Annotated in this window: 17 protein-coding genes; 8 read left to right on the plus strand and 9 right to left on the minus strand. The window is 64.2% G+C overall.

The features are described 5' to 3' along the window. Positions 1–7: 7 nt before the first annotated feature. Complete coding sequence (locus tag ACIDOCELLA78_RS99500) at positions 8–1192, minus strand: efflux RND transporter periplasmic adaptor subunit (RefSeq protein WP_201727783.1); 1185 nt, start codon at positions 1190–1192, stop codon at positions 8–10. Further along, the gene (locus ACIDOCELLA78_RS99505; RefSeq protein ID WP_249675078.1) at positions 1189–2517 is read right to left on the minus strand and encodes an efflux transporter outer membrane subunit; all 1329 of its coding nucleotides are present in this window, start codon (positions 2515–2517) and stop codon (positions 1189–1191) included. The genes ACIDOCELLA78_RS99500 and ACIDOCELLA78_RS99505 overlap by 4 nt, the downstream gene beginning before the upstream one ends. Before the next feature lie 827 nt (positions 2518–3344). On the opposite strand from ACIDOCELLA78_RS99505, the gene ACIDOCELLA78_RS99510 reads away from it, so the two are divergent. Further along, positions 3345–3581 (plus strand): TetR/AcrR family transcriptional regulator C-terminal domain-containing protein, encoded by a 237-nt coding sequence (locus ACIDOCELLA78_RS99510; RefSeq protein ID WP_249675057.1) that lies wholly within the window; start codon positions 3345–3347, stop codon positions 3579–3581. A gap of 130 nt (positions 3582–3711) precedes the next feature. Further along, positions 3712–5043, plus strand: a complete 1332-nt coding sequence (locus ACIDOCELLA78_RS99515) for a glycosyltransferase family 1 protein (protein WP_249675059.1) — start codon at positions 3712–3714, stop codon at positions 5041–5043. A gap of 17 nt (positions 5044–5060) precedes the next feature. Here ACIDOCELLA78_RS99515 and ACIDOCELLA78_RS99520 read toward each other — a convergent pair whose 3' ends face one another. Further along, complete coding sequence (locus ACIDOCELLA78_RS99520) at positions 5061–5636, minus strand: FkbM family methyltransferase (protein ID WP_201727819.1); 576 nt, start codon at positions 5634–5636, stop codon at positions 5061–5063. A 158-nt stretch (positions 5637–5794) separates the two neighbouring features. Between ACIDOCELLA78_RS99520 and ACIDOCELLA78_RS99525 the strand changes: the two genes are divergently transcribed. Then, complete coding sequence (locus ACIDOCELLA78_RS99525) at positions 5795–7471, plus strand: IS1634 family transposase (RefSeq protein WP_201727475.1); 1677 nt, start codon at positions 5795–5797, stop codon at positions 7469–7471. 33 nt (positions 7472–7504) lie between these two features. Here ACIDOCELLA78_RS99525 and ACIDOCELLA78_RS99530 read toward each other — a convergent pair whose 3' ends face one another. After that, on the minus strand, positions 7505–9529 hold the full coding sequence (locus ACIDOCELLA78_RS99530; RefSeq protein ID WP_307850861.1) for a type I polyketide synthase: 2025 nt from the start codon (positions 9527–9529) through the stop codon (positions 7505–7507). A gap of 599 nt (positions 9530–10128) precedes the next feature. Between ACIDOCELLA78_RS99530 and ACIDOCELLA78_RS99535 the strand changes: the two genes are divergently transcribed. After that, positions 10129–11169: a polysaccharide biosynthesis/export family protein gene (locus ACIDOCELLA78_RS99535; protein ID WP_249675064.1), complete on the plus strand. Its 1041-nt coding sequence runs from the start codon at positions 10129–10131 to the stop codon at positions 11167–11169. Positions 11170–11291: 122 nt separating this feature from the next. Here the strand turns inward: ACIDOCELLA78_RS99535 and ACIDOCELLA78_RS99540 are convergent, their stop codons facing one another. From ACIDOCELLA78_RS99540 to ACIDOCELLA78_RS99560, 5 genes are all read right to left on the minus strand, one after another. Beyond that, complete coding sequence (locus ACIDOCELLA78_RS99540) at positions 11292–12587, minus strand: capsule biosynthesis protein (RefSeq protein ID WP_201727786.1); 1296 nt, start codon at positions 12585–12587, stop codon at positions 11292–11294. Next, on the minus strand, positions 12584–13582 hold the full coding sequence (locus ACIDOCELLA78_RS99545; RefSeq protein ID WP_201727787.1) for an NAD(P)-dependent oxidoreductase: 999 nt from the start codon (positions 13580–13582) through the stop codon (positions 12584–12586). The genes ACIDOCELLA78_RS99540 and ACIDOCELLA78_RS99545 overlap by 4 nt, the downstream gene beginning before the upstream one ends. Continuing rightward, positions 13579–14736 (minus strand): GNAT family N-acetyltransferase, encoded by a 1158-nt coding sequence (locus ACIDOCELLA78_RS99550; RefSeq protein WP_201727788.1) that lies wholly within the window; start codon positions 14734–14736, stop codon positions 13579–13581. Before ACIDOCELLA78_RS99550 ends, ACIDOCELLA78_RS99545 begins: the two co-directional genes overlap by 4 nt. A 112-nt stretch (positions 14737–14848) precedes the next feature. Further along, on the minus strand, positions 14849–15895 hold the full coding sequence (locus ACIDOCELLA78_RS99555; protein ID WP_201727789.1) for a hypothetical protein: 1047 nt from the start codon (positions 15893–15895) through the stop codon (positions 14849–14851). After that, entirely contained in the window at positions 15892–17103 is a 1212-nt protein-coding gene (locus ACIDOCELLA78_RS99560) for a glycosyltransferase family 1 protein (RefSeq protein ID WP_249675066.1), read from the minus strand. Before ACIDOCELLA78_RS99560 ends, ACIDOCELLA78_RS99555 begins: the two co-directional genes overlap by 4 nt. Before the next feature lie 162 nt (positions 17104–17265). Between ACIDOCELLA78_RS99560 and ACIDOCELLA78_RS99565 the strand changes: the two genes are divergently transcribed. Genes ACIDOCELLA78_RS99565 through ACIDOCELLA78_RS99580 form a run of 4 tightly spaced genes read left to right on the plus strand, consistent with a single transcriptional unit; the run spans position 17266 to position 21118 of the window. After that, positions 17266–18324: a 2-aminoethylphosphonate ABC transporter substrate-binding protein gene (locus ACIDOCELLA78_RS99565; RefSeq protein WP_201727790.1), complete on the plus strand. Its 1059-nt coding sequence runs from the start codon at positions 17266–17268 to the stop codon at positions 18322–18324. Positions 18325–18372: 48 nt separating this feature from the next. Continuing rightward, positions 18373–19458 (plus strand): ABC transporter ATP-binding protein, encoded by a 1086-nt coding sequence (locus tag ACIDOCELLA78_RS99570; RefSeq protein ID WP_201727791.1) that lies wholly within the window; start codon positions 18373–18375, stop codon positions 19456–19458. Continuing rightward, positions 19455–20312: a 2-aminoethylphosphonate ABC transporter permease subunit gene (locus ACIDOCELLA78_RS99575; protein WP_201727792.1), complete on the plus strand. Its 858-nt coding sequence runs from the start codon at positions 19455–19457 to the stop codon at positions 20310–20312. The genes ACIDOCELLA78_RS99570 and ACIDOCELLA78_RS99575 overlap by 4 nt, the downstream gene beginning before the upstream one ends. Further along, a complete protein-coding gene (locus ACIDOCELLA78_RS99580) occupies positions 20309–21118 on the plus strand; it encodes an ABC transporter permease subunit (RefSeq protein ID WP_201727793.1) in 810 nt (269 codons plus the stop codon). The genes ACIDOCELLA78_RS99575 and ACIDOCELLA78_RS99580 overlap by 4 nt, the downstream gene beginning before the upstream one ends. Positions 21119–21203: the final 85 nt, after the last annotated feature.

The raw sequence follows: 21203 nt of genomic DNA on the forward strand, positions 1-21203 counted from the left end.
GGCGCGCTTATTCGTTCGGCACCGAGGGGTTCGGCAGGTTCTGCGGCAGGATCTTGTTGTTGATCGCCACCGGCGTGCCGTTCTTCAGCTTCACCTGCCCCGCGACGACGACCTCCTCGCCCGGCTTGACGCCCTTGAGCACCGCGACCTGATCGCCCCTTGTCTGCCCGAGTGTGACAAAGACCTGCTCGGCGGACTTGCCGGTCTTGCTCTGCTTGTCATGTTTCACGAGAAACACCGTGTCGCCGTAGGGATTATAGGCGATCGCGGTCTTGGGCAGGGTGATCTCGGTTCTGGGCGCGCCGATATCGATGCTGACCCGCGCGAACATTCCGGGCCGCAATTCGTCATGCGGATTGGTCAGCACCGCGCGAATCTGGATCATCCGCGTCGCGGTGCCAACCGCCGAGTCGAGCGCCGTGACCTTGCCGCTGAAAACGATGCCGGGGAATCCATCCACCGTCACCTCGACCTTCATGCCGGGATGGATCGTCCTCAGAGCGGTCTGCGGCAGGTAGAAATCCACCGCGATCGGATCGAGCTGCTCCAGCGTTCCGATCGCCGTGCCGGCGGCGAGGAATTCGCCGACATTCACGGCGCGAATGCCGATCCGCCCTGAGAAGGGGGCGTAGATCTTCTTCTCCCGCATCAGCACTTTCTGGCTTCGCACCTGCGCTTCCGCGCTGGCGAGGTTCGCCCGGTCGGTATCGACCGTCTGCGCGCTGACCGCGCGCGCCTGATATTGCGCGAGATCGCGGCGATAGGTGATGCCGTCGAGCTTCGCTGTCGCCTCGAGTTGGGCGAGCACCTCGTCGTCATTGTTGGGGCGTAGTGTCAGCATCAGCTGCCCCTTCTTCACATCCTGGCCGGAGCGGAAATCGATCGTGTCGACGATGCCGGCGACCTGTGCCGAAAGTGCCGCGCCCTGCAGCGCCACGAGGCTGCCGGTGGCGTTTTCGGTGTCCTGGAACGGCGTCTGCTTCGCGACCATCGTCGCGACGGTCTGCGGCGGGTTCTTCAGCTTGGCGATGAACTTCGCGATCATCACGTCGCGGAACGCGCCGAAGCCGAAAATGGCGCCGAGCACCAGAGCCACGAGCACGAGCATCACGATCATGCGCAGCACGACCGAAGGTTTCTTCGCCTTGCGCGCGGGTGTTTCGCCGGTGGTTCCGGGGGTGGGCGCCGTCATGGCAATACTCCACAGCAGGTTTCGACTTGCTTCTTCACGTCTTGCCGGTGCCACCAGCCGCCGCCGAGCGACTGGAACAGCGCCGCCGTGTCGGCATAGCGCTGGGCGGTGGCCTTGATGCGGTTGATCGCCGCGGTCTCGTAGGTCTGCTCGGCGGTCAGCACCGAGGTATAGGGGACGCCGCCGAGGCGGAACTGGCGCTCGACAAGGTCGAGGCTGCGCCGCGCGTCCTGTTCGGCGGCGGTGTCCGCGGCGAGGGCGATCGCGTCGTAATGCAGCGCCTCCAGCGTGTCGGCCACGTTCTGGAAGGCGAGCACCACGGTGTTCTCATAGGTCTCGGCTGCGGCCTTCATGGTCGCGACCGCGGCGCGGCGTTTGCTGAGCAGCGTTCCGCCCTCGAAGAGCGGCTGGGTGAGTCCGGCGGCGAGGTTCCAGATCAGCGTCTGCGGCGCGAACAGGGCCTGGCCGTTCAGCGCTTCGTGGCCGATGCCGGCCGACAGGGTGATTTGCGGCAGCATGTTCGCGGTGGCGACGCCAACAAGCGCCGTGTCCTGGTGCAGCACCGCAGCGGCCTCGCGAATATCCGGCCGCTGCCGCACCAGCGCGGAGGGCAGGCTCACCGGTAGCCGACCTGGCAGCGTCAGGTCGGCGAGGGTGAAATCGGCCATGTGAAACTGGCTTGGGGCCACGCCGTCATAGGCGGCGAGCTGGTCGCGGCTCTGGGCGAGCTGCTTGCGCAGGGGCGGCAGCGTCGCCTCGGTCTGGGCCAGTTGCGTCCGTTGTGTGAGGGCGTTCGTCTCGGGAATGCCGCCGAGTGCCACCTGGCGGTCGAGAATGTCCAGCAGCCGCTTCTCCGCCTGGATGATCTTTTTCGTCGCGGCGATCTGCGCCGTCAGCGACGCTTCGGTCACCGAGGCGGTCACGATGTTCGCGGTCAGCGAAAGATAGGCGGCCTCGAGCGCGAAGCGCTGCTGCTCGGCCTGGGCGCGCAGGCTCTCTACCTGCCGGCGCGTGGCGCCGAACATGTCGGGCGCATAGGAAACCGCTACCGAGGCGTTGCGCAGCGCGTAGGTCGCGTTGGCGCCGCCGGAGCCGACCGCGGTCGTTCCCAGCGCGCTGCGCAGCCGTTCCGCCTGGAAACTGCCGGACACCGAGGGGAAAAATCCGCCTTCGGTCGCCCGCGTGCTCTCGCGCGCGGCGAGGAGGGTATCCTGCGCGGCTTTGAGGCTCGGGTTGTTGGCGAGCGCGCCGCGGATCAGCGCGTCCAGACGCGGTGAATGAAACAGCTCCCACCACGCCCCGGCGACTTTCCGCCCGACCGCCAGATCCTGCGCCGCGCCGCCCTTGCCGCTGGTCGCGGCGGTCCGGTGGGGCAGGGGGTGGAGGTGTAGCCGCGCAGCGCCGGGGGCGCGGGCTGATGATAATCGGGCCCGACCGCGCAGCCGGCGAGCAGCGCGGTGCCAAACAGGGCCGTTGCCAGCCCGGCACGGCGACGCATCGGAGTAACAGTGGACTTCATGATATATGACACCTGTCGCGCGCTGCCTGTCTGGTCCGGTTTGGCCGCGAGCAAGCGCGCAAGAGCCTCCTTGATGGATGTCTGGAAACTATCGAGTTTCCTGCCGATACGTCAAGATGCGCGGAGCGGAAGTTTTTCGTGTTGAAATCGGCGGTCTTTCTTGCGAATTGAGAGTTCAGCGAGGAACCGACCGATGAACATTGTCACGAAAGTCTGCCGCCGGCGCGATACCGCCGATTCGGCGCGACAGCGGCGGGACGCGCTGATCGAAACGGCTGAGCGGATATTCCTGCGGAAAGGCTATCACGCCACGACGATGGACGACATTGCCGCCGAGGCCGGGATGTCGAAGCGGACGCTCTATCAGCTTGTCGAATCGAAGGAGGATCTGTTCACCGCCCTTCTCGAACGCCGCCGCCGCCCGCTCGATGTGTCCGGCATCGAAACCGAGGGCCGCGCGGTGGAGGACGTGCTGAACGACATGATCCGGCTCTGGGCCCATCATGTCATGAGCCCGTCGATCATCGCCCTCGCGCGCCTGATCATGGCGGAATACATGCATGGCCGAACCCTGTCGCGCCTGCTCGACCGCGAGGGCGCCAAACCCTGCCGCGATGCCTGCGCGACTATTTCGTGGCCTGCAATGCACGCGGCGATCTCGCCATCGACGATCCCGAGGAGACCGCGCACATGCTCTACGGCATGGCGATCGGAAACATCCACATCGAAATGCTGCTCGGCATCGGCAAGACGCGCACCCGCACGGAAATCGACGCCCGCATCGCCCGCGCGGTGACACTGTTTCTCGACGGGGCACGCGCCGCGCGCGAATGCGCAACGCCGGGCCGCGAAACTCTGGCGGGCGGCTGAAGCGTTTCCCGCCGCGCATTGCTTCACGCGGGTCGCATGCCGGGCATGGCGCCATCCGGCCGATCGGGGTATCGGTGTTAAACCTATCCGTTACCACATCTGACCGGACATCACGAGGACCTTGACGAGCGTGAGTGCGACACCCCCGGATGCCAGCGCGGCGCCCCCTGCCAAGACAATCATGATCGACGGCCGCAATCTCGACCTCGAACGCGGCACCGGTGTTGCGACCTATGCGCGCAATCTGAGCTACTGCATCCGCGATCTCGGCTATCGGGTGGGTGTGCTTTACGGGAACAAGCCGTCCGCCAAAATGAGCCCGGCCATGAAGGAGATTGCGTTCTTCGACACTTACCAGCCGCGAATATCCCCGCTCACCCAGGCCTGGAAAGACGTGTTGAACTGGGGGCGTGCGAGGATTGGCTTCTCCGCCACCCAGGTGCCGATGAGCGGCCTCGTGATCGCGGATTCCTTCGCCTCCCGTCTGCCCTATTTCGACGCCATTCATAACAGCCCGGATCTGTTCCGCGTTTCGCACGCGAATTTCAGCCGTTCCGCGCCGCTGCGCCGGGTGCAGTTCGAGGCGCCGCCGGATTTGATGCACTGGACCTACCCCTTGCCGCTGCATGCGCGGGGGATTCCCAATGTCTATACCCTGCACGATCTCGTGCCGCTGCGCCTTCCGCACACGACGCTGGACAACAAGCGGCGCTATTTCCGCCTGGTGTCCGCGATCTGTGAGCGGGCGGACCATATCGTCACCGTTTCGGAATCGTCGAAGGCCGATATCATCCAGCTGTTCGGGGTTTCGCCCTCGCGGGTGACGAACACCTACCAGTCCGTCTACGTGCCCGAGGCCTATCTCAACCGCCCGGCTGAGGCGGTTGCGCGGGAGCTGGAGGGCATATTCGGCCTTGAATATCGCAAATACTATCTGTTCTGGGGCTCGATCGAGCCCAAGAAGAATATCGGCCGGATGATCGAGGCCTATCTCTCAAGCGGCGTGCCCACGCCGCTGGTGATTGTCGGCGCGCAGGCGTGGAAATCGGAGCATGAACTCAAGCTCCTGGAAGACCTGCAGACGGGGACGGGGCGGCGCAACAACATCATCCGCCTGAACTACGTGCCGTTCGCGCTGCTGATGACGCTGATTGCCGGCGCGCGGGCGGCGCTGTTTCCCTCGCTTTATGAAGGGTTCGGCCTGCCGGTGCTGGAGGCGATGCAACTCGGCACCCCGGTGATCACCTCGAACGCCGCTTCCCTGCCCGAGGTGGCGGGCGATGCCTGTGTGATGGTCAACCCCTATGAAACCAGGGCAATCGCCCGTGCCATCGCGATGGTCGATGGCGACGAGGCGCTGCGGGACGAGCTTGCGACGCGTGGCCTCCGGCAGGGGGCGTTGTTTTCGCCGGAGGCGCATGCGGGGCGGCTAAAAAATATCTATGATAAATTACTTAAATAAACACAAAACGAACCGAATCAATTTGGCAATAGTATTAGATCTGGCAATTTTTCATTATATTCAACGACTGCACCCGTAAACGGGTTGATTGCCGTATAATTTATCGACGAAATCACAGAGAACATATCAGCCGATTCTTCCAAAGAAAACCAATCAAACCATTCAATTTGGATAATCGGACGCCTTTTGACTAAAAAATCGCGCGATGCGCGTAATATCTCTTTATCGTATCCTTCACAATCAATTTTAATAAATGATAAAGACTCTGCTTCATCTTCCGTAAGGAATTTCTTGACAAAAGATTCAAGTGTATAGCCATGTGCTTTAAAGGAATATCCTGTTATTGATTTCAGTCTTTCCTGCAATTCATTTGAAAATGTGTCCGAAATGATTCCTCCATTACAATTCGCATTTCCGTGATCATTTATAACAATCTCGCAATCCGCGTCGGATATCGCTATACGAAGAGGAATAATATCGCATATATGAGAATTTAGCGCTGCGTTAATTTCTAACACTTTAAAAACATCTGGATTAGGCTCAATCGCGAAAACCTTACCTCTAGTATCTCCATTCTTGCCCGACTTAAACAGTCAAACCCGGAACGATACGGTATCGTAAGTTGAGATCTTTGATTTCACTCGAGATTTTCGTAGGCACGTCGGGATTTTGCAAAAACGTGGTGCTAAATAATTGCGTAAATTGCTTCTTTTAACTTGATTTATGATTGGTTTTCGGCTGCCAATTCGGCATGTTCGTGCGCGAGAAGCGAATCAACGGCTACAGCTACCTTTATCTGGTCGAGAGCGTCCGTGAGGACGGGCGCAGCAAGCAGCGCATCATCAAGAACCTGGGCCGGAAGGAAGTCGTCCTGGCCGATGGAGGTCTCGACCGCCTCGCCGCCTCGATCGCGCGCTATGCCGACCGTGCCTCGGTCCTGGCCCAGCTGGCGGCAGGCAATCCGGACGGGCTGAGCTGCAAGCGGATCGGCGCGCCGCTGTTGTTCGGCCGACTGTGGCAGGAGAGCGGGATCGCTGCTGTGTTCGAGGAGCTGCTGGCCGGGCGGCAGTTCGAGTTCCCGGTCGAGCGCGCGGTGTTCGCCACCGTGCTCCACCGGATCATGGTCTCGGGCTCGGATCGCGCCTGCGACAAATGGCTCGAGGATTACGACATTCCCGGCACCGAGGAGCTCGGCCTGCATCACCTCTACCGCGCCATGGCCTGGCTCGGCGAAGAGCTGCCGGACGAGGAACAGGGGGATGCCACGCCCTTTGCGCCACGGACGGTGAAGGATCTGGTGGAAGAGCGTCTCTTCGCCCGACGGCATGATCTGTTCACCGACCTCTCGGTCGTGTTCATGGACACCACCTCGCTGTATTTCGAAGGTGCCGGCGGCGAGACGCTGGGCGCGCGGGGCCACTCCAAGGATTACCGCCCACAGCTCGCGCAGATGATCCTCGGCGTGGTGATCGATCAGGACGGAAGGCCAATCTGCACCGAGATGTGGCCAGGAAACACCGCCGATGTCTCGGTGCTGGTGCCGGTGATCGACCGCCTGCGGTCGCGCTTCGGCATCGGCCGGGTCTGCGTCGTCGCCGATCGCGGCATGATCAGTGCCGCGACGATCGCCGCGCTGGAGGAGCGCGGGCTGGAATACGTGCTCGGCGCAAGGGAACGCACCGACCGCATCGTCCGCGAGGTGGTGCTGGCCGATGAGCGCCCCTACACCCCGCTCTGCCTCGAGCGCGCCGGTGGCGACGAGACCCAGCTCTTCATCAAGGAGGTCAAGGTCGCGGGCAAGCGCTATATCGTCTGCCGCAACGAGGCGGTGGCCATCGAAGAGGCCGAGACCAGGCGCAAGGTGGTCGCCGCCCTCGATCGTCAGCTGACGCGCGGCGATAAGGCGCTGATCGGCAACTCCGCCTATCGCCGCTTCCTGCGCCCGGTCAGTGACGCAAAGCCCGGCCGCAAGCACAAGCTGTTCGAGATCGACGCCGGCAAGCTCGCCGAGGAAGCCCGCTTCGACGGCGTCTTCGTGCTGCGCTCCAACGCCCGGATTTCACCGCTGCAGGCGGTGATCCGCTACCGGGACCTGCAGAATGTCGAACGGCTGTTCCGTGTCGCGAAGGCGACAATGCGCACCCGGCCAATCTACCATTCCTCCGACGCCGCCATCCGCGGCCACGTCTTCTGCTCGTTCCTCGCGCTGATCCTGCACCAGGCGCTCGACGAAAAACTCCGCCGGGCCGGCAAGCGCGTCGAATGGGCCGATCTCCTGCGTGATCTCGACCGCCTCCAGGAGGTCACCATCAGCAAGCGCGGGCAGCAGATCGTCCTGCGCACCCCAGCAACCAACTCGATCGGGCCGATCTTCAAGGCCGCCGGCGTCGCCCTGCCAGCCAACGTGCGAGACGCATCCGCTTCCTGATCCAAATCCTCCCGAAAGCCGCAGGGTGTGGTGCTAAGAAACCACGCGCCCACAATACATGGCTGTTTTCATTGGACTATTTTCAGGTCGCTGTTCAAGTCGGGCCTGGCTGCGCGCGACGATCACGCGGCAGGCTGCCTCGATATCCAGCGCGCCGGAGGCCCATGCCGCGGCGATCTCGCCGACGCTGTGTCCCATGGCCGCTTCCGCCGCGATGCCGAGTTCGCGCAGCCGCTTCGTGGTCGCGACCTGAAGGGCAAACAGCGCGGGCTGGGCAATCGCTGTATCCTCAAGCACGGACGTGTCGTCCGCGGCGAGGGCCGCGAGGATGTCAGGCCCCCCCTGCCGTCCGATCATCCGCCCGATTTCAGCGACGTCGCGTGCGAATGCCGGCCAGTTTCGCAACAGGCTGCGGCCCATTCCGGTCCATTGCGCGCCGTTGCCGGAATAGATGAAGGCGGTTCTCGCCGGGCGGGGGAGCGCCGCGCCGCGCACCACGCCGGGGGCGTTTGCGCCGGATGCAAAGGCGAGCAGGGCGGCGCGCTGGTCCTCGTCCTCGACATCGACGATGGCCAGCCGTTCGCGCAGCCAGTCGCGCCGGGTCCAGGCGGCATGGGCGATCCTGCCGCGATTCGGCGCCGTGCCGAGCAGTTCGGCGTATCGTCCGGCCAAGGCCCGCAAAGCCGCCGGATCCTGTGCCGAAAGGACGAGCGGCCGGGGCAGCCCGGCTGCCGGCTCGGGAGCGTCGCCGTGCGCATCCCCGCCCGCTTCAATGATCGCGTGGCCATTCACCCCGCCGAAGCCGAAGGAATTGACCGCGACCCGCCGCAGGCCCGCCGTCGGGAGAGCCTGCTGCTGACGCACAACGTCGAGCCCAAGCCCCTCGAAGTCGATGGCGCGGTTCAGTATCGCCGCGTGCAAGGTGGGCGGAACGGCGCCGTGCCGGGCCACCAGAAGCGCCTTGGCAAGACCGGCAATGCCGGCGGCCGCCTCCATATGGCCAAGATTGCTCTTGACCGAGCCGATGGGCAGGGGGCCGGTTCGCGTCTGCCCGTAAACCCTGCCGACCGCGCCAGCCTCGATCGGGTCGCCAACCTTGGTGCCGGTGCCGTGTGCTTCGAGATAATTGATTTGGTCGGGGGCAAGGCCGCTTTCGGTCAGAACCCGCCGCATCAGTTCTTCCTGGGCGGCGCCGCTCGGGATGGTCAGGCCGGTCTTGCGGGCGCCATCCGTATTCACGCCCGTCGCGCGGATGATGCCGAGAACACGGTCGCCATCCCGCTGTGCCTGGGCGAGCGGCTTGAGCATGAACATGCCGCCGCCCTCGGCGCGGACATAGCCGTCGCCCCCCTCGGCGAACGACCGGCAGCGGCCCCCGGCCGAAAGCATCGAGGCCTTGGTGAAGCCGATGAAAGGATAAGGGTGGAGCAGAAGATTGACGCCGCCGACGAGTGCGGCGCTGGCCTCACCGGTTTTCAGCGCAAGGCATGCCTGATGCAGCGCGACCAGCGATGAGGAGCATGCGGTGTCGACCGCGATGCTCGGTCCCCGCAGGTCAAGCACGTAGGAGATACGGTTTGCGGCAACGCTCATCGTGTTGCCGGTCATGGTGTGGGCTGTCAGCGTCGCCAGGTCGTCAACCAGTCGAACGCCATGATCGAGTCCGGAAATTCCGAGATAGACCGCGCAGTCAGTTCCCGCCATGCGCGACGGCGGAATCCCGGCATCCTCGAAGGCCTCCCAGGCCAGTTCAAGCAGCAATCGCTGCTGGGGGTCCATCAGTTCCGCTTCGCGCGGCGAAATGCCAAAAAACTGGGCATCGAACGCACCGACCCGCTCGATGACACCTGCGTTAAATGTGATGCTCCGTCCCGGCTCGTTGCGACGCGGATGCATCAGCAGCCCGACAGGCCACCGATCGTCACCGATCTCGGTTACGAGATCGCGTGCCTCGCACAAGGCGCGCCAGAGATCGTCGGCGCCACAAATTCCGCCGGGAAGGCGAAGCGACATGCCGACGATCGCAACCGAGGATACATCAGAAACTATGGCCGGCATTCACGAATTCTTGAACTCAATGATGAAACGCCCATGACAGTGTTGAAAAAAGAGAATACTCTTTCGTTTGACGTATTTTCTGTTCCTACAACAAAATCTTCAACATACATACTCTATATCCTGTCGTCGGACCAAGACGGCAAGAGGACTGCCAGAAACAAACCACCTGCGCGATCGCAGATCGGTTTCGTTGCGCCAACCAACATTCCCGGTGGACCTGGACCCAAATGCCTCCTCATCAAAGGATACCCGGTCATCGCAGCCGTTCCGATAGAGGCCCGGTAACATGATTAACACATTTCGATCATCGCGGCGACCGCTCTTGCGCGTGGATGAGGTTCAGTTAGAACCGGGGGCATGTTCGCCAGCGTGGTGGTTGGAAGGGATCATGTCGTCTTGCCGAAACCGAAGAGATGGTATTGCCAAATCCTGCGAGGCCCTTGCCCGGGAATGACCGTCCTATGATCGGCTCCTCTTTTCGCGCCCTCTCCCTCGCGCTCGGGGTCGGGGCAAGCCTTGGGCTTGCGGGTTGTTCGCGATATCTGCCAAGTGCCGGCCCTCGCACGGGGGCTGTTGAATCGGCGCCGAAGACCGCATCGTTGCATGGTATCGAACTGGTCAGGGTAAATTACGGCATCGCCGCCGCGTTGCGGCAGGATGCGAGGCAGGCGCGGTTCTCTGCTTCGTTTTCCGGCCCCGTTCACGCCGATCACGAGGTCGCCGCCGGAGATGTTCTGGCGATTTATATCTGGGAAGCGCCGCCGGCTGTGCTGTTCACCTCGCAGACCACCACGGCGATGGGACTGTCCGGCGGAGGCACCGGAACCGTATCGCTGCCGCCGCAGACGGTGGACAATGCGGGCAACATCCGGGTTCCCTTCGCGGGGACGATCCATGTCGCCGGTCTGTCCGTCGCACAGATCGAGTCCCGGATCGCTGCGCGGCTGGCGGGCAAGGCCAACGAGCCGCAGGTGATCGTGCGTCTCGCTTCCAACAATACGCAGGACATTACCGTTGTGGGCGATGTCCGGCGCAGCATGGAAGTGCCTGTCACCCCCGGCGGAGTCCGTTTGTTGCGGGCCCTGGCCCTGGCAGGCGGGGTGTCGAGGCCGGTGAGCAAGACATCGATCCAGCTTTCCCGGGATGGTAAAGTCGCCGTATTGCCGCTTGAGACCATCCTCAAGGACCCGACTGAAAATGTCCCGCTGCGCGGCGGCGATGTGGTTACCGCGTTATACGAGCCTCTCAGTTTCACCATTCTCGGGGCGACCGGCCGGAACGCCGAAGTCAGTTTCGAGGCGAGCGGAATCTCGCTCGCCCAGGCGATCGCCAGGTCTGGCGGCCTTAATGATAATCGCTCGAACCCGGCAGGGGTGTTCCTGTTCCGGTTCGCCAAGCCCGATGCACTCAAATGGCCGACACCGCCAAAAATGTTGGTTCGTGGAAAGGTGCCGGTTATTTTCCAGTTCGATCTGCGCGATCCGGCGACGTTCTTCGCTGCCGAAACCTTCCCGGTGCACAACAACGATCTGATTTATGTGAGCAACGCGCCGGTGACCGATCTGCAGAAGGTGCTCAACGTCGTCAGTTCGATTGTTTATCCGTTCCAGACCCTGCAGAGCGCGGGCATCATAAAATAGCGCTCCGACGGATGTCTGCCGGAGGCTTTTGGGAGAGGCGGTGGTCAAACGGGTATATTTGGTCCAGAGCATCAATAGCATAGCGCAACATATCCGCTCCTAACGGATCGGATGCACATAATTTAAATCGCGTCGGGTTGCGGCACCATCAGCGGATTGCGTTCGTGTTGCGGTAGTTTCCGTCCCTCGATTTCCCGCTCGCCGACGCGGTTGTTCGCAAGCCGCCATGCCGCGTTGTCGACTGCTGCGGCCAGGCCGGCTTTTCCAAAAAATGTTCCACGAATTTGCACCGTGTGAGACAATGCGAGCAGAAAGTCGCGCACCAGCCCGGCATCCGGAGCCGCGCCTTCGGTCCAGAACGCATCGAGCGTGCCCTGGAAGCTCATCCCGGGAACGTCGAAGACGGCCTGCCCCAGCACCTTGAGGGGGCGGCCAAGTTGCAGCGCGCGGAGGCCCGTCGTGCTGTTGACGGTAACCACACCGCTGGCGCCGCGGATGAGGTCATCCAGACTCCCCCCCCGCAAGTAATGCACGCGCCCGGCGATGCCGAGCGCACCGGCAATCTCGTTCATCACTCTCTGCCATTGCACCAGGGCCGGATCCCACGGGTGTTCCTTGAGAACCAGCTGGGTATCTTCCGGCGCATGGCGGGCGAAAGACGTCAGCACCATGCGGATCGCATCGCCGACACCGTCGAAATCCGAATAGGCGACGATCTGGAAATCGAAATTCAGTTGCAGCGGAAAGACGTAATACCGCGCTCCGGAAGTCGAAATGTCGCGCACGAATAGCTCCGCCCCCTCGCGTAGCCGCCTGTTGGCATAGAGCCGCACCGCGCAGGCCGCGGTGTAGAGAAGCGTATGCGGGCGGCGATCGCTGCGCCGGTAGAACGGGTAGAGCCATCCCAGCAGCACATTGGCGAAATTGTGGATCAGATCGCCGCAGGCCATGCGGGCGCCACTATCTGCGTACTGCGCCGACCAGTCCGGCTCCGGCAGTCCCTTCGCCAAGCCCCGGATCGCGGCGGGGTCGCGTGGAAAGCGCGACGCACCGCTCATGCCGTCGCGTTCGAAGGTGATCCAGTCCGGCCGGAGATAGCCGAAATCGGTGACGGTGACCGCGATACCCAGCGCCTTCGCCGCCGCGACGGCTTCCCGATGATAGTAACGCTGTTCACCGAGCAGCACGAGATCGGTGACTCCCTCGCGCTCGAAGAAGCGGGTGATGAAGTCCGGCCAGCCCTTGTAGGTTCCCCGGTAATTCACCGCAGAGGGGCCACGCCAGAACAGCGCATCGCCGGTGCAGAGATTGATCCGCGTGGTGCGCAGCCCCGCTTCGCGCAGCCGCGCGGCAACGTCCTTGAAGAAGGCGCAAGGCATGCCCTGGAGGAAAACGACGTGGCGGCCGGCCTTCGTCATGCTGCGATCTCCCCATACCAGCTGACCGAGCGCCGCATCGCGTCTTCGTAGCCGACCTCTCCGAGGGGGGCGCCGGCATCCCGCAGCGCCGAGATATCGTGCCCGCAGGTGCGGCCGAAAATCCGCACCAGCAGGCGATGGAGCAGGGGTTCGCCGCGCAGCAGGCGGGCGCGCCACGGCAACTCGGCGAGCATGGCGGCGGCATCGGCCAAGCGGAACGGCAGATCGATGACGATCCCGCGCCCTTCGATTCCCGCGCGAAGATCGCCGACGAAGCGGCCCCAGCTGATCGATACCGGGTCGCGGACATTGAAGCACCGGCCGATCGCGGCAGGCGCCGTCGCCGCCCAGATCATGCAGTCGATCAGGTTCTGGACATAAAGAAAGCCGCAATCAGCCTTGCCGCCATCGATGGTCAGCATCAGCCCGCGCCGAAGTTCGTCACCGATCCGGCGGATGAACTGGCTGCCTGGCCCGATCACGTTTGTCGGGCGCAGGATCGCCACAGGGAGTCCCAGCCTTGCCGCCGTCTCGCGCAGCACGGCCTCACCTGCGGCCTTGCTCCTGCCATAGCCGAAGGCGCCACCGTTCGCGGGGGCCGCCTCGGTTGCGGCCGCATGTGGGAATCCGTACACATCCACCGACGACAGGTGTACAAGCCGTGCCGGTTTGGCCCGTTCGGCGGCGATGGCGTCGAGCAGGTTGCCGATGCCGGAAATGTTTACCGCCGCATAGGCCGGCCAGCGATCCCAGGTGTTCACGTTGGCGGCGCAATGAAAGATCGTCCCCGCACCGCGCACGGCGTCTCTGAGCTGGTCGGCGGCAGCCATATCGCCAATGACGATATCCGCCGTCTCGCGCAGATCCGCCGGCAATCGGGATGCGTCGCGCACAAGCAGCCGGGGTCGCATGCCCATGCCGCGCAGGCGGGCGGCGAGATGGCCACCGATGAAGCCGGTGGCGCCGGTGACCAGAACGGGTTCGGCGAGGCTCATGCCGCCTTGCTCCCGGCGGCCTTGAAAATGTCCCGTGGCGCGGGCGCGGGGACCTCGTTCAACAGGTTGTAGCCGAGGCCGACGAATGGGTTGATGAGCCCCCATCGCGCCCGGACCGCAACCCGGATCGGCGTCACCACCGCGCCGAGATCCTGTTTGATCGGGTAGGTGGTCAGCCCCATTTCGAGGCGCCGTACGCCGAGCTGGATCGCGGTCTCGACGACTTTCTGCGCGATATAAAGATAGAGATTATCGTTTGCGGCAACGTCGCGGCCGACATACAGCCACCGGAGCATGTCGCCGTCGACCATCAGCAGAGCGTGCCCTGCCAGCTCGCCGTGCCGGTAGAACAGCAGCGCCTTTGAGCGAGAGCCCATCATGCGCGCGTAATGGCGATAGAATTCCGGCGTGAGCACCTCGCGCTGGAATTCCTTCGCGTTTTCGTGAACGAGCATCCATTGTTGGTGAAGTATGGTCGCAAGCTCGTCGAAATCCTCGACCAGACGATGTGTCACGCCCGCTTCGACATTGCGGCGAAGATGCTTTTTCAGCTTGCTGCGGAAATAGCTCCGCATCGCGCCGAGATAGTCGTCGGGGTTTTTCCAGACATTCTCGATATAGGTATTCGGAAGGCTGCCAATCCAGTGATAGCCATGCCGGCGGAACTCGGTTTCAAGAGCGAAGCTTTCCGGCTCGAAATCGCGCGCCACGATGAAGAGCTGGCCCTCCTGCCGGGCCACGCGCATCAACACCTCATGCAGGGCGGCGACGATATCGGCATCTTCGATATCGTCGCGACGCACGAAAGGGGGGCTGGTGATGGTGATCGGCGTGCCGCATTCGAGCATGCGCAGCTTGAGGAAATTGGGAAAAACCCGTCGCATCCCGTTGAGCAGCGTCCGAAGCACCCCGGTCGCGAAAATCGCGATGTCGGTGGTCACGTTGTAGAAGCTGCTCAGCCCCGCCGCCTGTCCCTGCTCATCGAAGAACAGCACATAGCGATACTCGAAATCGTTAAGGCCCGAGGCTTCCAGAACGCTCCAGAACGTGCGGCTTAAGGTTTCATGTGAGCCGGTGATGAGGTCGTCCCAGATTTGTCCGGGAACATCCGCGATCCGCTGGTAAATTTCCGCCCGCAACCGCCGGTTCGCCACGCCCATCCCACCTTAAGTACTACTGCCATGTAATCCTTTGTCACGTTTGTCCGGCGCAATAAAGGGGCAAATTCGCTGCCCGGTGGCCAGAATCTGCCTTGTCGGAATCGACTCAGCGCACCCCGATAAAGAGGCGCAGCAGGGCGCGATAGAGTTCCTGAAATGGGCGTTTTGTGCCGGCCTCGCGCGACTTCCAGGATGCGAGTTCGGCCAGCGCATCCTCGGGTTCGATCGGTGACGTGGCGCCGATATAGACGGGGTAGAGGATCAGCGCGCCGGCCACGAGCTCGTCGAGGCTGAGCCGGCGCGTCCGGCGCGGGATCGGCAGCTTGTCTTCCGTCAGCCCCCAGCCGGCGTAGAAGGGCTGGCCATGACAAACCACCTTCAGGCCGCGCAACAGGGCTTCGAAGCCGGCGAGGGAGGTCATCACATGAACCTCATCCACCGATTCGAGCACGTTCTGCATCGGGGTGTCGGTCATCACCTCGTCGGCGATTTCCGCGGCGCGGGATTCCGCGATCCCCGCGCGGCGCAGCCGTGCCACCACGTCCGGGTGCGGCTTGTAGACCAGATAGGCGTCCGGTTTCGCGGCCCGCACGGCCTGCAAAAGCCCGATATTCGATCGCAGTCCCGGCGCGCCGAACGCCAGCGACGCATCGCTTTCCACCTGCCCGGGCACCAGAACCACCTCCCGCGTCCCCGCCGGCCGCTGCCATTGCGGGCCCGCGAGATTGTATTTCGTAAGCCCCGCCCGCAGCACGCCCTGTCGCAGCGCCGCGGCCCGCTCCCGCAACGCTTCCGGCATGGCCCAGCCTTCGAGCAGCTCCTCGAGATCCGATGGCCGGGACGAATCGTAATAGAGGCCGCGCCGGTCGATGACCCAGGAGAGCGGCCGGGTCAGTTCGGCGCCAAGGCCCACCGATCGGAGAAACCCATCCTCCATGCGCGCGACCGGCAGATTCGCCCTCGTCCCCGCCGGCACCGGCGCCATGCCCCAGAGCAGCAGGCCGCCCGCCTCGGGCGCCCCGGCATCGGCGCCGACGAATTTCAGCCTGCGGCCAGGCAGGCAGCGGCGCACATAGCGCCACTTCCATCGCGGGAAGCCATGAACGGTAACGATGTCCGGCCAGTCAGACAGAAGCGCGGGCGGCGGGTTCATGCCGGTTGTCCCGTGCCGAGCCGGTCAAGGAAATCGCCGACGATGCGGAAATGACCGGCCCAGTCCGGCGCGGCATAATGTCGCAGCCGCGTCATCTGCGCGCCGCGCGCCGCGCTGTCTGGCATCGCGTAATCGAGGATCAGGCGTTGCCAGGCCGGACCATCCAGCGGGTCGAGATAGTCCGGAATATCACCGGCCACTTCGCGGAACACCGGAAGGTCGCTGGCAATCGCCGGAACGCCGAGGGCGAGGGCTTCGGCCAGCGGCATGCCGAACCCCTCGACGAAGGAGGGAAACAGCAATGCCCGCGCCCCGGCAAGCCAAGTGGCCAGCGTGTCATCATCGCAGCCGTTCAGCTCGCGGACCTTGCCGCGCAGCACGACGCAGCGCTCTAGCAGGTCGATCACCTGCTCGCACTCCCATCCGCGCTGACCGATGATCACGAGCGAGGGAACCGTCTCCGCGCGGGTCGTCTCCAGCATCCGGCGCCACAGATGCAGCATCGCGAGGTGATTCTTGCGTGGCTCGATCGTGCCCAGCATCACGAAATAGGGAGCGGTCTCCTGCGGCGCTGCCGCCGGCAGTTTCAGCGGTTCGGTGCCCAGCGGGGCGACCACGAGCGGTGGCATCCGCAGGTTCCGCCCCTCCGCGTAACGTGCAAGATCGCGCGCCGTGACCTCGGAGTTCACCGCCAGCCCCGCCCCGGTCTCGATCATGGTTGCAAGCCGCATTTCATGGCGCGCGGTCTCGCCAGGCCGGCAATATTCGGGATGGGTGATCGGGATCAGGTCGTGCAGGAAATAGACCGGCCGCAGCCCGAAGCGCTGGACCATGGCGCCATAGGAAACCTCGTCCAGCCCGCTATGGCCGGTATTGAACAGCATCGAACCCGGCCTGATCCGGCGCGGCGCGAGAAAGTGCTGCGCGACGAGCGTGCGTACCACTCGCGCCGCCGCTCCCGGCTCGCCGAGCAGGGCGCCGAAAAGGCGCATCGCCGCCTGTTCGCGAATCTGCACCCAGCGCCCCCGGTGCCTCACCAGCGCCATCGCCCCGGTCCCGAAATGGCGCAGATAGGCAAGGCTAACCCGGTCTATCCCCGTCGGCCGCTTGCCTTCGAGCAGCCGGCCGGCAAGCCGGGTGACATCGAACAGAAGGTCGGGCCGCCCGCCCTCTGACGCCCCGCGCCGCATGATTTCAGCTTCTGCCATCGGCAGCGCCTCTACCACGCATGGCATGGCCAATGCCAACCCGTTCGTCTCGGTGCCTAGCCTTTTGCGGGTATCACGAAACGATAACACGGACGCGCTTGATCGGCCCCCCTGGCGTGATGCCTGTTATGAACCCGCAAACACGCAAAAGCGGAGTTCAAGATGCCAATCCCGACCCCGATCCGAACCGGCGTTTCGCGCCGCACCGCGCTGGCCGGCTCCGCCGCTGTGGCGAGCGTGGCGGCCACGCGCGCCGCCCGCGCCAGCGGCGTCGTCACCGTGTATTCGGCCGATGGCCTGAAGGATGGCAAACCCAACTGGTTTGACACCGTCTTTGCCGCCTTCACCAAAAAAACCGGCATCGCGGTGCGGTATGTCGAGGCGGGCTCGGGCGTGGTGGTCAACCGTGTGCTCGCCGAACGGTCCAATCCGCAGGCGGATGTGCTGGTGACCCTGCCGCCCTTCATGCAGAAGGCGGCATCTCTCGGTGTGCTGGCGCCGATGAAGCCATCGTCTCTCGGCGTCATTCCGGCTTCCACCCGCAGCGCCCGCGATCTCTGGTTCCCGCTGGTCAACAACTATGCCTGCTGGATCTACAATACGGCAGAACTGAAGGCGCCGCCGGCGACCTACGCCGCGCTGCTCGCGCCGGGCCTGAAAAACCGGCTGCAGTATTCAACCCCCGGCCAGGCCGGTGACGGCACCGCGGTGATGCTTGAGATCATCCAGGCGATGGGCGGCGCGGATCAGGGGTTTGCCTATCTGCGCAAGCTCCAGGCCAACAATCTGGGACCGTCGGCCTCGACCGGGCGCCTTGCCGGGCTCGTCGACAAGGGCGAAATCCTCGTGGCGAATGGCGATGTGCAGATGAATTTCGCCCAGATGCGGCAATACCCGCATCTCGGCATCTTCTTCCCGGCGCATGGCGGCCGCCGCATCACCATGCCGATCCCCTACGATATCGCCCTTGTGAAGAATGCGCCGCACGCCGCCGCGGCGGCGAGGCTGATCGACTTCCTGCTGGGTCGCGAGGCGCAGGACTCCGTCTATGATGTCGCCCGCGGCTTTCCGGTGCGGAGCGATGTTCCGGCGCGTGGCAAGACGGCCGAGGCGCTGGCCGGGATCATGCACGGTGTCGATGTCTGGTCGCCGGACTGGACCGGGGTTCTGGGCGGGCTCGATGCCAACATCGCCCGTTGGCATCGCGTCACCGGCAGTTGAGACCGGTGCCGGCCGCGCGCGGCGTGACGGGCCAGATGGGACCAGGCATTGCGCGACGCTGATCCCGACACTTCGCTGACGGCGTCCATCGCCCTCGATACCGTGACGGTGCGGTATCGAGGGGCGGTGGCGCTCGATCGCGTTTCGCTGTCTGTGGCGCCGGGCGAAGTCAAGGTGCTGCTCGGCCCGTCCGGGTCGGGCAAATCCACCATCCTCCGCGCGATTGCCGGCTTCGTGCCGCCGACTTCGGGGCGGATCATGCTGGCCGGGCGCGATGTCACCGCGCTGCCGCCCCATGCCCGCGGGCTTGGCATGGTCGTGCAGAATTACGCGCTGTTTCCGCATCTGACGGTGGCCGCCAATGTCGGCTTCGGTCTCAACGCGCGTCGCCTGCCGAAGCCGGAGATTGCCGAGCGTGTTGCCGCCTGTCTCGATCTCGTCGGCATGGCCGGTTTTGCCGGCCGTTATCCGCGCGAACTTTCCGGCGGTCAGCAGCAGCGCGTCGCGATTGCCCGGGCGCTGGCGATTCGCCCGCCGGTCCTGCTGTTCGACGAACCGCTCTCCGCCCTCGATGCGCCCTTGCGTGCCGGGCTGCTGGATGAACTTCGCAGCCTTCATGCCAGACTGCCGGCACTGGCCATCGTTTATGTCACGCACGATCAGGGCGAGGCCATTGCGCTTGGCGACCGGATCGTGCTGATGCGCGAGGGCCGGATTGCCGCGTGCGGGACTCCGCGCAGCCTCTACGAAACGCCCGAACATCGATACGCCGCGGAATTTTTCGGCCAGGCAAATCTGCTCCCGGTCCGTCTCGAAGCCTGCCATCGCGATCTCGCGGTGGTGAATTTCGACGGACAGCACCTGACGGTCAGGACCGCATCGGGAAGCCCGGCTCCGCGTCCGCTGCTCTGTCTGCGCCCGCATGCGATCGAAATCGGCGCAACCGGCCCGAACCGGATTGCAGCGCGGATCACCGGCGTGCAGTGGATGGGGCCGGTGCAGCGCGTCCAGGCCGTGGCGGGAGCGCACCCGCTCAGGATCGATCTGCCGGCAGGGCAGGGCGCTCCGGCGGTCGGGGCCATGGTGACGCTCGGCTTCGATCCCGGCCGCGCCTGCCTGGTTGCGGAGGCATGAACGGCACCGGGCCAGGCGCCGGCCGGCGATGGCGGCGCGCCATCACACTGGTGCCGCTCCTCGCGGCGGTTTTCCTTCTGTTGCTCTATCCGCTTGGGTTGATGATCACCGCCGCCTTCCGCGGGGCAAAGGGCTGGAGCCTCGCGCCGGCACTGCAGGTCATCAGCTCCCGGGTCTTTGCAAGCGCACTCGGCCACACGCTGCAGATCGCCCTGACCGCGACGATCTTGTGTCTTCTGCTGGGGTTTGTCCTGGCATTGCTTCTCAACCTGGCGCCGTTCCGCGGTGCGGCGTCCCTTGGCCGGCTGGTGGACGCCTATCTTTCCTTTCCCTCGTTTCTGATCGCGCTTTCCCTCACGTTTCTCTACGGAAACGCCGGCCTGATGACGGCGCTGCTTGCGCCGCTGCTCGACGGTTCACGTCAGTCGGCGAGTTTTCTCTACGGGTTCTGGGGTGTCGTCCTGGCGGAGGTGACGTTCTATACGCCTTTCGTGCTGCGTCCGCTGCTCGCCGGGTTCCAGTCGCTCGATCCCGCGCTGCTCGAAATGGCGAGCGGTCTCGGCGAGGGGCCGATCGGCGTGGTCCGTCGCGTCGTTGTCCCGGCACTGCTTCCGTCCCTGCTGGCGGGTGGCGGACTCTGCCTGCTGCTGACGTTGAATGAATTCGGCATCATGCTGGTGATGGGGGCAAAGAATGTCATCACCCTGCCGATGCTGATCTATGGCGATGCGGTGCAGCAATTCAACTATGCGGGGGCGAGCATCATCGCGGTCTGCGACGCTGGTCTCTCGCTTGCCGTCTTTGCGCTCTACCGCCTCGGCATTACCCGGCTCGGCGCGTGGCTGGCCTCATGAGCCAGCTGGTGTTCCTGCCGACGACGAAGCGGTGGGCCCGCCTTGCCGTGGCGGCGCTGTTCGGGGGTGTGTTCGGCCTGCCCCTGCTTCTGCTGTTGCTGGCCGCTTTCACCGCGCAATGGAATGGAGTGCTGCCTTCGCGCCTGACACTTCATCATATGCGTGCATTGGCGTCGGGAGATCAGGGCGCCGCCCTGCTGCACAGTGTTGCAACCGGGTTGCTGGCCTCGGCCGGCGCGCTGCTGCTCGGGGGTGGCGGGGCGCTGGCGGCGCGCGGCCTGCCGCGTTCCCTCCGCCGCGCGCTCGACACGCTCTATTTCCTGCCGGTCGCGCTGCCCTCGTCGACGATCGGCCTCGCCCTGCTGATCGCCTTCAGCCGCAAGCCGATTCTGCTGAACGGAACGGCGATTCTGGTCATCCTCGCCCATGTCGTCCTGGTCATGGCCTATGCCTATGCAACGATCGGTGCGGGCCTTGAGCTTCTGCCGCAAAACCTTGAAGAGATCGCCGGGTCGCTCGGCGCGACGCGGTCGCGGGTTCTCATCACGATAACGCTGCCGTTGCTTCTGCCGCAGATCCTGGCGGCGCTTTCGCTCGGCTTCGCCCTGTCGATGGGAGAGCTGGGCGCGTCGATCATGCTGTATCCGCCGCAATGGGTGACGGCGCCGGTCGAGGTTTTCGCCCTGACCGATCGCGGGGATATCTACGCGGGCGCCGCCCTCGGTGCAGCCCTTCTGGCCTGCGCGTTTGCCGTGCTGGCGCTGCTCAGTCGCCGCGCTTCATGGCAGGGCGAGTGCCGGCCATGACTGAGGGCGGCTTTCCGGACCCCGCCGGATCCGGAAAGTGCCCTATGATGTTGATAACCAGAGCATCTTTATCCGATCAGATGAC

This window comes from Acidocella sp. C78, from assembly GCF_907164655.1.

Coding starts and splice junctions, on each gene's coding strand:
- ACIDOCELLA78_RS99500 (WP_201727783.1), bottom strand. CDS start 1,192: ATGACGGCGCCCACCCCCGGAACCACCGGCGAAACACCCGCGCGCAAG.
- ACIDOCELLA78_RS99525 (WP_201727475.1), top strand. CDS start 5,795: ATGTTCGTGCGCGAGAAGCGAATCAACGGCTACAGCTACCTTTATCTG.
- ACIDOCELLA78_RS99530 (WP_307850861.1), bottom strand. CDS start 9,529: ATGCCGGCCATAGTTTCTGATGTATCCTCGGTTGCGATCGTCGGCATG.
- ACIDOCELLA78_RS99540 (WP_201727786.1), bottom strand. CDS start 12,587: ATGACGAAGGCCGGCCGCCACGTCGTTTTCCTCCAGGGCATGCCTTGC.
- ACIDOCELLA78_RS99545 (WP_201727787.1), bottom strand. CDS start 13,582: ATGAGCCTCGCCGAACCCGTTCTGGTCACCGGCGCCACCGGCTTCATC.
- ACIDOCELLA78_RS99555 (WP_201727789.1), bottom strand. CDS start 15,895: ATGAACCCGCCGCCCGCGCTTCTGTCTGACTGGCCGGACATCGTTACC.
- ACIDOCELLA78_RS99560 (WP_249675066.1), bottom strand. CDS start 17,103: ATGGCAGAAGCTGAAATCATGCGGCGCGGGGCGTCAGAGGGCGGGCGG.
- ACIDOCELLA78_RS99565 (WP_201727790.1), top strand. CDS start 17,266: ATGCCAATCCCGACCCCGATCCGAACCGGCGTTTCGCGCCGCACCGCG.
- ACIDOCELLA78_RS99575 (WP_201727792.1), top strand. CDS start 19,455: ATGAACGGCACCGGGCCAGGCGCCGGCCGGCGATGGCGGCGCGCCATC.
- ACIDOCELLA78_RS99580 (WP_201727793.1), top strand. CDS start 20,309: ATGAGCCAGCTGGTGTTCCTGCCGACGACGAAGCGGTGGGCCCGCCTT.